At 47.2% G+C, this 12,920-nt stretch carries 13 protein-coding genes; 10 read left to right on the top strand and 3 right to left on the bottom strand.

The window, feature by feature from the left end:
- The first annotated feature begins 83 nt into the window (after positions 1-83).
- The 5 genes from dapD (at position 84) to AB1L17_RS29535 (ending at position 4,503) form a co-directional block, all read left to right on the top strand.
- Complete coding sequence (gene dapD / locus AB1L17_RS29555; protein WP_412848492.1) at positions 84-794, top strand: 2,3,4,5-tetrahydropyridine-2,6-dicarboxylate N-acetyltransferase; 711 nt, start codon at positions 84-86, stop codon at positions 792-794.
- A 14-nt stretch (positions 795-808) separates the two neighbouring features.
- Complete coding sequence (locus AB1L17_RS29550) at positions 809-2,023, top strand: aspartate aminotransferase family protein (protein ID WP_412848493.1); 1,215 nt, start codon at positions 809-811, stop codon at positions 2,021-2,023.
- Between the two features lie 3 nt (positions 2,024-2,026).
- Entirely contained in the window at positions 2,027-3,160 is a 1,134-nt protein-coding gene (locus tag AB1L17_RS29545; RefSeq protein ID WP_412848494.1) for an N-acetyldiaminopimelate deacetylase, read from the top strand.
- Positions 3,161-3,428: 268 nt separating this feature from the next.
- Positions 3,429-4,028: a hypothetical protein gene (locus AB1L17_RS29540; RefSeq protein ID WP_412848495.1), complete on the top strand. Its 600-nt coding sequence runs from the start codon at positions 3,429-3,431 to the stop codon at positions 4,026-4,028.
- Between the two features lie 112 nt (positions 4,029-4,140).
- Positions 4,141-4,503: a DUF4912 domain-containing protein gene (locus AB1L17_RS29535; RefSeq protein WP_412848496.1), complete on the top strand. Its 363-nt coding sequence runs from the start codon at positions 4,141-4,143 to the stop codon at positions 4,501-4,503.
- A gap of 137 nt (positions 4,504-4,640) precedes the next feature.
- Here AB1L17_RS29535 and AB1L17_RS29530 read toward each other — a convergent pair whose 3' ends face one another.
- A complete protein-coding gene (locus AB1L17_RS29530) occupies positions 4,641-5,069 on the bottom strand; it encodes a DUF1885 family protein (RefSeq protein ID WP_412848497.1) in 429 nt (142 codons plus the stop codon).
- A 181-nt stretch (positions 5,070-5,250) separates the two neighbouring features.
- On the opposite strand from AB1L17_RS29530, the gene AB1L17_RS29525 reads away from it, so the two are divergent.
- The 5 genes from AB1L17_RS29525 (at position 5,251) to AB1L17_RS29505 (ending at position 9,291) form a co-directional block, all read left to right on the top strand.
- On the top strand, positions 5,251-5,799 hold the full coding sequence (locus AB1L17_RS29525) for a MarR family winged helix-turn-helix transcriptional regulator (protein WP_412848498.1): 549 nt from the start codon (positions 5,251-5,253) through the stop codon (positions 5,797-5,799).
- Positions 5,800-5,879: 80 nt separating this feature from the next.
- Entirely contained in the window at positions 5,880-6,179 is a 300-nt protein-coding gene (locus tag AB1L17_RS29520) for a DUF3055 domain-containing protein (protein ID WP_015892160.1), read from the top strand.
- 76 nt (positions 6,180-6,255) lie between these two features.
- Positions 6,256-7,053, top strand: a complete 798-nt coding sequence (locus tag AB1L17_RS29515; protein ID WP_412848499.1) for an alpha/beta hydrolase — start codon at positions 6,256-6,258, stop codon at positions 7,051-7,053.
- 116 nt (positions 7,054-7,169) lie between these two features.
- Positions 7,170-7,295: a GapA-binding peptide SR1P gene (locus AB1L17_RS29510; protein WP_007723214.1), complete on the top strand. Its 126-nt coding sequence runs from the start codon at positions 7,170-7,172 to the stop codon at positions 7,293-7,295.
- A gap of 103 nt (positions 7,296-7,398) precedes the next feature.
- Positions 7,399-9,291: a hypothetical protein gene (locus tag AB1L17_RS29505; RefSeq protein ID WP_412848500.1), complete on the top strand. Its 1,893-nt coding sequence runs from the start codon at positions 7,399-7,401 to the stop codon at positions 9,289-9,291.
- A 72-nt stretch (positions 9,292-9,363) separates the two neighbouring features.
- Here the strand turns inward: AB1L17_RS29505 and AB1L17_RS29500 are convergent, their stop codons facing one another.
- Together AB1L17_RS29500 and AB1L17_RS29495 are read right to left on the bottom strand one after the other, a co-directional pair.
- A complete protein-coding gene (locus AB1L17_RS29500) occupies positions 9,364-11,301 on the bottom strand; it encodes a beta/alpha barrel domain-containing protein (RefSeq protein ID WP_412848501.1) in 1,938 nt (645 codons plus the stop codon).
- Positions 11,302-11,420: 119 nt separating this feature from the next.
- A complete protein-coding gene (locus AB1L17_RS29495) occupies positions 11,421-12,893 on the bottom strand; it encodes an aminotransferase class I/II-fold pyridoxal phosphate-dependent enzyme (RefSeq protein WP_412848502.1) in 1,473 nt (490 codons plus the stop codon).
- Positions 12,894-12,920 lie beyond the last annotated feature (27 nt).

Raw genomic sequence — 12,920 nt, 5'->3', positions numbered from 1 at the left:
AGCTTTAAGATGTCAAAGTTAAAAAACAGAGAATGAGCGAGAAAACAGGAGAAAACATTACTTTATAGTGGGAGGATGTAATTATGAACATGATGGATGCTAACGAAATTATCGCGTTTATTCAAAAAAGCGAAAAGAAAACGCCTGTGAAGGTATATGTAAAAGGGAATCTGGATGGAATCGACTTCGGGGCGAGCTCCAAAGCTTTCATTACAGGTCCTACCGGTGTTGTTTTTGGCGAGTGGAAAGAGATTGAGCCAGTTCTTGCTGCGAACGCTGACAAAATTGAAGATTATGTTGTGGAAAGCGATCGCCGCAACTCCGCCATTCCGTTGCTGGATACAAAAGGAATTCAAGCGCGTATTGAGCCAGGAGCGATTATCCGCGACCAAGTAACAATCGGAAACAACGCAGTCATCATGATGGGCGCATCGATTAATATCGGTGCAGTCATTGGTGAAGGTACGATGATCGACATGAACGTTGTCGTTGGTGGACGTGGAACAATCGGGAAAAACTGCCACATCGGAGCTGGATCGGTTATTGCGGGTGTAATCGAGCCACCTTCCGCACAGCCGGTTGTTGTAGAGGATGATGTCGTAATCGGCGCTAATGCCGTTATTCTGGAAGGCGTACGCGTAGGAAAAGGTGCGGTAGTTGCTGCGGGTGCAGTCGTGATTGAAGATGTACCTCCATACGTGGTAGTTGCGGGAACACCTGCACGTGTGATCAAGCAAATCGACGAAAAAACTCGTTCCAAGACTGAGATCAAGCAGGAGCTACGTCAGCTGTAAGGGAGAGAGTGCACATGGACTGGCGTTCGCTCGATGAACAATATATCGTCTCCACATACAAAAGGCTTCCGATTGCGATAGACAAAGGCGAAGGAAATTATTTGTTCGACACGAACGGGAAGAGCTATCTGGACTTGTTTACGGGTCTTGCCGTTAACGTTCTGGGTCATTCTCACCCGCGTATTGTACAAGCTCTGCGCGAGCAGGGAGAGCGTTTTTTGCACATCTCCAACGTGTTTTTAAATAAGCCGGCTATTCGTTTGGCTGAGCGTCTGGTTGCGAACAGCATCAGCGGTAAGGTGTTTTTCACCAACTCTGGTGCAGAGGCGACAGAGTCTGCAATCAAGCTGATTCACAAATGGACGAAAAACGAGGGAGCAGGTCGTGAGGGCATTGTTGTCTTGCGGAACAGCTTTCATGGGCGAACGCTTGGAGCGGTACGTTTAACGAGACAAGCTCACGTCTATCAGGACTTTCCGCAGCCGCCTTTTCCTGTTTATGAGCTGGATGCAGAGGATACTGACGGATTGCGAGCGATATGCCAAGAAGCAAAGCCGGCTGCTGTGCTTATGGAACCAGTCTTGGGCTCCGGGGGAGTCGTACCGCTATCAGAAGCGTTCCTGCGTGATGTAGCAGCGATTTGTGAACAAGAAAGCATGCTGTTTATCATGGATGAAATCCAGACGGGAATGGGGCGTACTGGTAAGCTGTTTGCGTATGAGCATGCAGGCGTGACACCGGATCTCATCCTCTTTGCCAAAGGCATAGGGGGAGGGCTTCCGCTTGGTGGTGTCATTGCTGGTCCGAAGCTAATGAACCAGTTCAAACCGGGAGATCACGGAACGACGTTCGCACCTTCACCACTTTCCGCTGCTTTGGGGAATGTCGTGTTAGACGAATTGCTTGATCCAGCCTTCACAGCTCACGTAGAAGAAGTGATTACGTACCTTTGGTCAGGCCTGGAAGCATTGCGCACTCGCCTGCCAGAGCAGCTTCAATCCCTTCGCGGGAAAGGCATGATGGTTGGGATTCCGCTTTCTTCCACTCCGGAAGAAGTAAGCCAATTGCAGCAGGCGTTGCTTGACGAGGGAATTCTCATTGACGTGACGCAGAAGACAATTGTGCGCCTGCTCCCACCTCTGACATTGACCAAAGCCGACGTGGACCGTTTCCTTACCGTGTTTGAGGAGCAATTAACTGCACGTACGGGTACAAAAAAGGAGGCGTAGGCCATGACGACTTCCTTGTTCACACAAATTCGGCGGGACCTGCACCAAATACCGGAGCCTGGCTTTGCAGAGGTGAAGACGCAACAATACTTGCTCGATTATTTGAAAAAGCTCCCGCAAGAGCGGATCGAGATCAAGACGTGGCGGACAGGCATCCTGGTCAAGCTGGCAGGTACCGAGCCAAAACGAATGATTGCCTGGCGGACTGATATGGATGGGCTGCCGATCGTAGAAGAGACGTCCTATCCGTTTCGTTCGCTTCATGAAGGATACATGCATGCGTGTGGTCATGACATGCATATGGCGATTGCGCTAGGTCTCTTGACGCATTTTACCGAGCAACCCATAGCAGATGATTTGTTGTTTCTCTTCCAGCCAGCTGAAGAAGGTCCAGGCGGGGCAGAGCCAATGATGGAAAGTGCAGAATTTGCAGAGTGGCGACCTGACTGCATTTTTGCCCTGCATATCGCGCCGGAGTATCCAGTTGGACATATTGCAACGAAGCCTGGAATCTTGTTTGCCAACACTTCTGAGCTGTACATTGATTTGGTGGGTAAAGGGGGGCATGCAGCCTTCCCGCACAAGGCCAACGACATGGTGGTAGCAGGAAGCCATTTGGTGACTCAGCTCCAATCGATTATTGCGCGCAATATCGATCCACTGGATTCAGCAGTCGTAACGATTGGCAAGCTCGAGAGCGGGACGAAGCAGAATATCATTGCTGAGAAGTCCAGGCTTGAAGGAACCATCCGCACTTTTTCTATGGAATCGATGGCACTTGTCAAGAGCCGCATCGAATCGCTCGTAAAGGGTGTAGAAGTGGGCTTCGATTGCCAGGCTACCATAGACTATGGTGTAGGCTACTGTCAGGTTTACAACCAAGAGCAGCTGACGGCTGATTTCATGCAATGGGTACAGGAGCAATGCGATGATGTGACGCTCATCACCTGTAAGGAAGCGATGACTGGAGAAGACTTTGGATACTTCTTAAAAGAAATTCCGGGCCTTTTGTTTTGGTTGGGGGTGCAAACGCCGTACGGCTTGCATCATTCCAAAATAGAGCCGAATGAAGACGCAATCGAGGTTGCCATTCGACTGGTGTCCCGGTATTTTACATGGCTTTCGCAACAGGAGTAGAAGTTATTAGGAGGAAAAAAGTGGCTGAATAGCCGCTTTTTTTTCGTGTCTTGCCGATATATCTTTCGTCAAGAGTATGAAGTGGTTATTAACATCTCTGTGCATAAGTCTTTCTTCCTAAGCTGTTTGTGCTTGTGGATAATGTGGATATTGTTGAAAAAACTTATCACGGCAGCACAACTATTTCCTTTTCCAAACGTATAAACTAGAGAGAAGAAATTCCGGAAAAACAAGCGCTGCCGCGCACACATACAGGAGGATTATTGACATGAAAAAAGCATGGTTATCGGCCTTGTTGGCGTTGACTGTAGCAGCAGGAGTGGGGAGCACTGCCGCTTTGGGAGAGGGTGCGATGCGCGTATTTTTCGGCGCTGAAACGGTAGCGAGTGAAATGCCAGCATCCAAGGCTGAATCCGTAGGCTCGATAGTGAACAAGCTCGGGGGCTTTACCGATTATGATCAGCAATCTGGCAAGCTGCAAGTGATTAAGCCAAATGTGAATATTATCGTGGTCGAAGGGATTCAGCAGACCCGCAATAAAAATGTCGTTTTCAGCAATCCGGTCAAAGGATACAGTGATAAAAATGTACCTCGTACGTTTAACGTGTTCGTCGAAGTAGATGAGGCGCCAGTAGCCAAAGATTTGCGCATGCAACTCGTGTTGATCGGACCGGACGGCAAAGAAGTGTCTAAAGGGAAAGAATGGAAATACTCTACGCAAAATGCAAACAGCTTCTATTTTTCTGAGCCTTTTGTATCGACAAAATTAGAAGCATACGGCACTTATAAAGTACAAGTTCAAATGAAATCCGAAAAATTCACTTCTTATGTAACCGTAGGCGAAAATACTTTTACAGTTGGGCGCTAAAAATTATGGCTTGGATGCGTTTCCAGTTTGCATGTCCCCGTGCTATAATAGATGGAAAAGCCAATATACTTGGTGATGGCAAGTACATGAAAGAAAGGAACGATGGGAGCGAATGGAGACAAATCCCCCGCGATCGTCCACGGATGTAGAAGGCCCGAGTATACGCATTGCCTGGAAAGATGAGCAATCCATTCAGGCAGAGTGGAGCATGACGAAGGAGTTCGAGCTAGAAATAGAGCGAAAGTTTGCGATTCCTTTTGCTGAACTGCCTTTTGTCCTACGCCTTTTTGATGTGACGTACCGCAAAGAGATCCGAAATGATGGCACAGACCTTTACACTGATTTTGATATCAACCATCGCTCTTCCGAATGGATTTTATACGGAGTGACGCAAGGATTGGAATATTGCGTCGATCTAGGAATTCGGATGGTGGACGGAAGGTTTTACTCGCTATCCAGGTCTCAAATGATTTGATCAACGTGCTCAAGCAAGGTACGACTGAAGTATCTGCATTTTAATACGAAACAGCCCCATTTTTCACAAGTGCTTCTTGTGGGAATGGGGCTTTTGTTTATTCACTCAGGCTCTAGGTGTCTCATATTGTGACTGCCTTATGGTTTTCGAGGCTGGAAGTATTGAATGCGCTTGTTAAAAAGGTGAAGCTCGGCTTTATAGTCACGTGCCAAGTATCGACAGTACTCATTTGCCTTGTTTTTATCACCGTGGGTGGCTGATTCAGGAAGGGACACTTGTATGTAGTGTTTTTCTGAGCCATCTTCCTTTTTACTGCCGACACCTACAACAATGGCTTTGTACAGGTTCGGGTCTTTTCCTTTGAGGAGGAACCAAGAGTCCCGTCCTTCTGGGCGTTCTTCTAGGGAGTAAGGAAAAGCAGCATCCGCATAGGACCAACCCAACTGCTTCCCTGTTTTTGAGGTCATGTCAACGTATCGCGTAAATTTGGCTTTTACGTCGTCAATACTAACAGATGCTGCGGTAGAACCATCAACGAAATAGATGTAGGCCGATTGAAGTTTCACGTTTGCATTCACTCCTAGTACCGGTATTCTGTGCGTTTAGTGTAGCATTGTCTTCCACTCTTTGGCAATGAGGCAGTTGGTAACCGAAAACAATTGCGTGTTTTTTCTGAAAAGTGTAAAATATATATCATATTTATATAGCTATTAGATGAACGATAAAGGATCATGGAGGAATATAAGCATGCAGGAGGCCTCAATTAGACACGTATTCGAAGCTTTAAACACCATGCGCGCCATCGATGTGGTGAACAAAGAAGACTGGGAGCGGGCAGCGAAGGAAGCCGAATTGGATTCCTCCGTACAGTTAAACATTCTCTGGATCATCTACTGTTATGAAGGTGTACGCGTCACGCAAATTGCAGATTGGACCTTCTGGCATCCCTCATCTATTGTTATTCATATCAAAAAATTAATGGAGAAAGGCATGGTGACGATTGAAAAATCAGAGTTGGATGGACGTGTCGTTCACGTATACCCGACTCAAAAAGGAAAAGAAGTATTGGAAGCAAGTCGAAGAAATGTACCAGATATTTTTAGATTGACGTATGCATTGGAGAAAATGGAGGAACGATACAGTACAGCAGTAGTTGAACTGTTCTTCGAATGTCTTTCCTTTGTTGCGCAATCGTTACATGGTGCGGAAAAAGTGAGATGGATTCAAGAAGGAGAAGACAGGGTAATTAATTCGTCAGGTCTGATGAATGAAGCTGTTTGGGTGGCGAAAACATGATTTTTCGCTTATACTATTGAATAATCCGAATATTTCACGAAAATTCGGAGGCCCAAAATACTGTTGAGGAGGGATTGCTGATGGAGCACTACGACCACTTATACGACGTTTCGGAGAACGCTAATGTACGTTTCCTAGGGTTTATTTCAGAGGGAACACGTTACGACTTTGGCATGGTATTCACACACAAGTTTTATGGGAAGCCGTTGGTGATCTGTATGCAAACAGGGCAATCGACTCTTCTCAGTTCAGAAGATGCGGTGAATCCAGGATATCTGCAAAAAATATTCCGACTGGATTCTGAAAACGAGGCAGTCGCGCTCGCTGAGTTTTTCCAGGAGCATTTGCCGTCCATTCCATTTGAAGAAAATCAGTATTAGGTGGCGAGCAGAAGTTTATCTTCTGCTCGTTTTGTTTGTATAATCGGAAGAAATAGCAGTAGGAGGAACAAGGAGGATGGGTGTGCATAAATGGTCAGCAAATACCTCTCGGGGAGCGATTGTCCTTGTACATGGGACAGGAGAGCATCATGGGCGTTATCAGCATGTGGCTGCTTATTTCAATCAGGCTGGATGGGACGTATATGCGGAAGATTTGCCGGGTTGGGGACGTTCTTCAGGGAGACGAGGTCATATACAATCATTTGAAGACTACTTGTCCAGTGTACGGGAGTGGACGAGTACGGCTCTTGCTGATGCGGCAGGAGAGAAACCGGTATTTTTAATGGGGCATAGTCTAGGTGGACTCATCGCGACTCGTTTTATCCAGACGGATGAACGGAGTAAAGAGCTGGCCGGGTTGATTCTCACATCCCCCTGCTTGAAATTACAGCTATCGGTACCGGCGTGGAAGGCGCAATTGGCACAGGTTCTCGATCGCATATGGCCAACTCTTGTCATGCCAAATGGAATAACCCCCGAGATGGTATCGCGGGATAAAGCTGTTCAGGCAGCCTATCAAAACGATCCGCTCAATTATTCCAAGGTGAGCGTCAGATGGTTTACCGAATTGAACCGGTCCATGGAAAAGGCGTGGGAGGAGAGAAAGCGAATCAAGCTGCCTGTTCTTGTTTTACAGGCTGGAGCTGATACATTGATTGATGCGGAAGCAATAGAGCAGTTTACAGCAGGTCTTCCTGACAGACAAACGTTTCAACGATTCGCAGGCCTGCGGCACGAAATTTTGAATGAACCAGAAAAGGAAGAGGTCTTGCAAAAAATCGAAAACTGGATGGATGAGAATATTTCGACTTAATGTGACATACTAATTATCGTCGAATGCATCTTGACTCCGAATGGTGTGGCATATTAATATGAATGTAACATAACATTTGTAGTAATATGTGATCAATTAATGCGGAGGGGACATAGATGGGAACTATCGTATGTCAGACTTGCGGAACCATCATCGAGCATTTTGAATGTAATTCAGTGAAAACGCTTTATGCTGTGTGCAACTGTGACTGTCGTCCTGGTGAAAGACAGGAAAAAGAATAACAATAGCTAACAGGCCTATGTCGAGGCCTGTTTTTTTTGACAACCTTTTCCGGATGGAGGATAATGGAGAAGTGAAAATCGTTGCAAAAGGAGGAATTGTTTCATGAAGCGAAAACCGATGCAGGGAATGCTGGCCGCTGCTCTTTTGGTCACATCTCTGTGGAGCGGGACACCGGTATATGCTTCCAGTATTGGCGAGGAAGAAAAAATAGACGGTAGTCAGCCATCAATATCCTCAGCAGGATATGATATAGCAAAAAAATATGCCGTTTGGATGGTTGAAGGCGAAAATGCAATAACACTCTACAACCTCGATAAAGGTACCCAGATTGAAATTGGTGACAAGAAATCTGAGAAGACGAATCCAAAGGTCGATGGAAATTACGTCGTATGGATTGATTCTCGCGATGGCGGTTCAGATATCTATTTGTACGATATTGAGAAAGAGAAAGAATCCCGTTTGACAAGCGGTTCTGCTTCTGTTGAAGGGCTAGAAATAGCAGATAAAAGGGTTGTATGGACTGACAACGGCGATGTTTATCTGCACGATATTTCTACGGGAGATACAGAGATCGTATCGGCGAGTGGAAAAGCAAGCAACCCAGTGGTAAGTAATGGGTATGTCGCTTGGGAAGACGATCGCGATGGCAACGACGACATTTACTACTACGACATCAAAGCAAAGCAGGAAAAGGCTGCCGTCACCGACAAGGGGGATCAAGGTCGCCCGAGCATTTTCTCCAATCAAATTGTATACGAGCATAAGTCTTCAGGGGACCTATACTCCTACTCAATCAGCAATGGTAGAACGAAGCGGTTGACTGACGATTCAAACGAGCAGTCGCACGTCCATTTGTACCAAGAGGACTATGTGTACGATGACGATGGTGACCTGCGATATCGTGAGCTTGGTAAAACGTCTAGTAAAAAAATCGCGAGTAACCTTTACGGTGAAACAGGACCGAAAATTTATGGCGATTACATCTTGTTTGCGAAAAAAGACAGCAAGAAAAAGCTCCAACTCCACCTGTATGATCTGGACGAAAAAGAATTAGTTCCGATTGGTAGTTCCGGAGGTAAACCAAAGGACCCAAGCGGTCACGATCGTTACATAGCTTACGTAACAGAGTCGAAGAAAAATGATACGATCGTACTCTACGATGTTGACACTAACAAAAGTAAAGTCATCAGTAATCCCGAGCATGATGCATCTCGACCTGTTGTAAGCTCGCATTATGTGGTTTGGTATGTCGAGCGTGAAGATGCACTATTCTCCTACGATATTCGTAAAGGCGTACAAAAACAGATTACAGATGAAGATGATGACCAGAAGCCAAGTGAGAAGCTTTATGAGATCGACGGGGAGCGCCTGTTGTGGGTGAATGTCGATGGTAGACCGGAAGTGATCATCACAGATCTGTCGACAGGAAAGCACACGGAAGTTACGACGGTGAGAAATGAACCGTTGAGCGTTGATCTTTACAAAAACTATGCAACGTGGGTAGTAGAAGAAGGCTCTAAGAGCGCAAGCATCGTTCTCTACGATATTGAAGAAGATGACGAGACAGAAATCCGCGATAACGTAAAAGTAGAAAAGGCAGAGATCGGCGATAATTTTGTTGTTTGGAGTGAAGATACTGGCAATTCCAAAACAGGCTGGGATTTGAACTATTACAACATCGACCGTCAAAGAGTCAATCCATTGCTGCGTTATACGGATGGGGACCAAAAAAATCCACAGGCTTCGCGCAACATGATTTTGTTTGAAGATAATCGCCTGTCCTCAAAAGGCAAGGAATTCTACTTTGAGCTGTATGATTTTGAAGAGGATTCCTATACCGATATCGAGTGGGATGATGATGCGGAGATGGAAAACGCACGTATCGGTGGAAACCGCGTTGTTTGGGTAGATGATCGTGACAAAGATCCGTATATATACACACTGGCATTCGAGCCGGGCGATGAAGATGATAAGGATGAAGAAGACGAAGACTGATTCTGCATAATGAGAGTCAGGCTCTCCTAAACAAACAAAACAGACGAAAGATATTCTTTCGTCTGTTTCTTTTTATGTCCGACATAAATACGGCTTCAAAAGTACGAGTGCTACAAGAAACAGAATCACTGCTACATAAGCGGGTAAGAGGTGGATAAAATCGACATAGCCTACCGTAAAGTGTATGCCTATGCCAGAAACAAAGCCTGGAATGCCTGCTAAAAACAACGTCCACCAAATCCATGCTTCTCCTCGCCGTAGTCCCCAAAGGCTAATCAGCAAGACGGCCAGGCCGTTCGAGACTAACGCCCCGCCAAAGCCAGCACGGTCATGAGCGATGACCGGAATTAATCGATCATTGTAAGACTGCAAAGTATCAGCCGACACACATAGAAAGACGAGATCAGAAGAAACGAACACCCCCGTGACACCGATAATGGAAATGATAAGACCAGCGCCTGTCAAACCAAAGCCAATAATGACAAAAAACAGTTGCCCCCATAGAGCCATACGCCAATCCCGATCGTTGTGTAGCTGGGGTGGCAATCTAGTCAGATGAATCGTTGCAGGAGTTCGCATAGCTAACAAAAACATGGGAAATAGCAGAATCGCCAAAATAGCGTGCAAGTAATCAAAGTATCCGTACCCAATGAATAAAAAGAAGCTGGAAAATCCAACGGCTCCGGACACGAGCAAAATAGTCCTCGTCCAGTGAATATCTTTTCGCAATCCATGGTAGGACAGTTGGGCATATAAAATACCTATGGAAATCATCGTTCCTGCCAGGCTGATCCGATCGTGAGACATAAAAGAGAGGATTTGCGTGTTCAGGAGCTCAAGCTGCTCGGCTGACATCCCTAGAAAGCGTTCGTCGTAGGGGAGGATGACACTAGTAGCTGCGACCAGCCAAGCAAGTGCTCCACCGATGATCATGCCTACCCCTAACAATACACCCCATACCCAAGAAGGAAATAAAAAAGTAGATCGTTTTTGTTCAGGGTTCTCAGTGGCTGGTTGTGTTTGCAAGATTGCTTCGTTGATTCGCTTTGGCAAACCGGGTCCAGAATAGACCAAGCCACTATGCAACTGTACAAAATTGGCCCCCGCCTCAAGAAGGGTAAGAGCTTGTGCTGGTTCCAGAATGCCACCCGAGCCAATGATGAGCGCATCGGGCCACTGTTCTCGTGACCACTCGACAAAATGGACTGATTGCTCGTGTGTATCCTTTCCCGTCGTATAGATGGAAGAGTTTGAACGGCAAGATTCCGTTTGTGTCATTCCTCCAGCAACAACGATACCGTTGAGTCCTGCTTCCTTCGCCAAGGCAATAATCGGCAAGGCTTCCGTCTCCGTCAGGCTTGAAGAAATAGCGAGCAGGATCGGCACATCCGTCTTGCTACGCAAACAAGACAAATGCTCCTTCCATTCAGCATGGCTCCATTCTGGCAGTCCAGCAGTCGTACGGGTATCGATCGTGAAATACGCACAAAAACGTCCAAGTCTGTCGATTAACTCCTGACGCTCTTCTGTGGCTTCTCTCATGCTGGCTCCAGGTCGATAGGCCAACCTGGCTCCGAGAGGGCTGTCCATGTCAAAGGCCCGTTCCAGACGCCTCACGAGGGCATCAATCCCGGGATTGGCTAATGGAATGGTATAGTGAATGTTCATCCCGGCAGAGTCTCGTTGTACCGTGTTGTGAGAATCAATCGGTTCTTTTGACACGGGCCCAAGCTCAAGGAACCCGAAGCCGAATTTGGACAGAGCCTGAATCGCGATACAGTCCGTATCTAATCCGGCCCCCAAGCCGACTGGTGTAGGAAACGTGACGTTGCCTATTGTATTGGACAGCTGCGCGGGAGGCTGCATATGTCCCATTAGTTCAATGATAGCCGGTCCACCCGGAATTTTTGCCAATGCTCCGATGGTATGCAAGGTAACAGACCGCGCTCGTTCTGGTGGCATGAGAAAGAGGAGTGGCCGAAACATCGTTTGATAGGACCAGTCCGGCATGACAGCATCGCCCACCTTTCCTGATTTTTCCTACTTTCATCTTATCTCATAATGGGTGCCTAACAAATAAAAAAAGCTGCTCTCTCGTGAAAGAGGCAGCTGTTATCGTTTGCAGTAGCTTAGCCAGAAATGGCCGTTTGTCTTTTCACTACTTTGATCGTTTTCAGTGTCTCATCTTCTGGGCCCTGTACAGGTAGCCCGACTCGGATGTTTTCCTGAATGTACGCGATGTTCTCTTCAGTGATAACCTCTCCAGGGAGGAAGATCGGGATGCCTGGAGGATACACCATGATGAATTCAGTGATAACCCGACCTGCTGCTTCCACCAACGGAATCGTCTCTGTCTCTGCATAAAATGCTTCTCGAGGAGTCGTGGACAGCACCGGGATGTTCGGCAGTGAGATGGTAGGCTTATCTTCTGCTTGTACATGTGAAAATTCAACAGACAGCTCACGCAAGCCATTAACCAGCGTGCGGATGGATTCTTCCGTATCACCTGCTGTGACGAAGCAGAGGATGTTGTACAGGTCGCTCATCTCTACTTCGATGTTGTACTTGTCACGCAGCCAATTCTCGACTTCCCATCCGGTGATTCCGAGATCGCGTACGTGGATGAGGAGCTTGGTTGGGTCCATCGCATGAGTCGCTGGCTTTCCGAGAATCTCCTTGCCAACGCAGTAGATGCGCGGGATTTCATTAATCAAATCTCTAGCTTTCGCAGCCAGCTCCATCGCTTGATCCGCGAGCATTTTCCCGTTGAGGGCCAGATGCTGGCGCGCCATGTCCAACGACGCGAGGAAGATGTAGGAGGTCGAGGTTGTCGTCAGCATACTCATGACGGTTTTTACCCGATCTACATCGACGAGGCCTTCACGTACATTCAAGATCGACGTTTGGGTCAAAGAGCCACCGAGCTTGTGTACACTGGTTGCTGCCATGTCGGCACCTGCCTGCATAGCTGAAATCGGCAGTTCTTCGTGAAAGTGAATATGCACGCCATGCGCTTCGTCTACCAATACAGGAATTTCGTAGTTATGTGCAGCCCGCACGATCTCTCGCAAGTCTCCTGCAATACCGAAGTATGTTGGGTTAATAACCAGCAGGGCAGCAGCATCAGGATGGGTATCCAGCGCTTTTTGTACGGCCTTCACTGTGATCCCGTGTGAAATGCCTAGACGCTCGTCCATCGCAGGATGAATAAAGATCGGGATTGCTCCCGCGAAAATAATCGCGGACATGATCGATTTGTGCACGTTACGCGGTACGATGATTTTATCACCAGGGCTGCAGGTCGCCATAATCATCGCCATGATGGCCCCGCTTGTACCTTGAACGGAAAAAAATGTATGGTCAGCGCCGAACGCCTCAGCTGCCAAGTCTTGTGCTTCTTTAATCATTGCCTTTGGGTGATGCAAGTCATCCAATGGCGCAATGTTGATGAGGTCTATCGAGAGAGCGTTGTCCCCGATGAACTCGCGAAATGCCGGATGCATACCCATACCCTTCTTATGGCCCGGAATGTGAAATTGAATCGGGTTCCGGTTGGCGTGCTCCAACAACCCGCTGAACAAAGGAGTTTTCATTTGTCTCACTACGATCGCCTCACTTTACTAATCAAG

Origin of the sequence: Brevibacillus jepli, assembly GCF_047229145.1 — a bacterium.
In the GTDB taxonomy this organism is placed as follows: Bacteria; Bacillota; Bacilli; order Brevibacillales; family Brevibacillaceae; genus Brevibacillus.
Note: the sequence above shows the minus strand (reverse complement) of the source record. Positions and strands in the feature narration are given on the sequence as shown.

Coding starts and splice junctions, on each gene's coding strand:
- dapD (WP_412848492.1), top strand. CDS start 84: ATGAACATGATGGATGCTAACGAAATTATCGCGTTTATTCAAAAAAGC.
- AB1L17_RS29550 (WP_412848493.1), top strand. CDS start 809: ATGGACTGGCGTTCGCTCGATGAACAATATATCGTCTCCACATACAAA.
- AB1L17_RS29545 (WP_412848494.1), top strand. CDS start 2,027: ATGACGACTTCCTTGTTCACACAAATTCGGCGGGACCTGCACCAAATA.
- AB1L17_RS29540 (WP_412848495.1), top strand. CDS start 3,429: ATGAAAAAAGCATGGTTATCGGCCTTGTTGGCGTTGACTGTAGCAGCA.
- AB1L17_RS29535 (WP_412848496.1), top strand. CDS start 4,141: ATGGAGACAAATCCCCCGCGATCGTCCACGGATGTAGAAGGCCCGAGT.
- AB1L17_RS29525 (WP_412848498.1), top strand. CDS start 5,251: ATGCAGGAGGCCTCAATTAGACACGTATTCGAAGCTTTAAACACCATG.
- AB1L17_RS29520 (WP_015892160.1), top strand. CDS start 5,880: ATGGAGCACTACGACCACTTATACGACGTTTCGGAGAACGCTAATGTA.
- AB1L17_RS29515 (WP_412848499.1), top strand. CDS start 6,256: ATGGGTGTGCATAAATGGTCAGCAAATACCTCTCGGGGAGCGATTGTC.
- AB1L17_RS29510 (WP_007723214.1), top strand. CDS start 7,170: ATGGGAACTATCGTATGTCAGACTTGCGGAACCATCATCGAGCATTTT.
- AB1L17_RS29505 (WP_412848500.1), top strand. CDS start 7,399: ATGAAGCGAAAACCGATGCAGGGAATGCTGGCCGCTGCTCTTTTGGTC.
- AB1L17_RS29500 (WP_412848501.1), bottom strand. CDS start 11,301: ATGCCGGACTGGTCCTATCAAACGATGTTTCGGCCACTCCTCTTTCTC.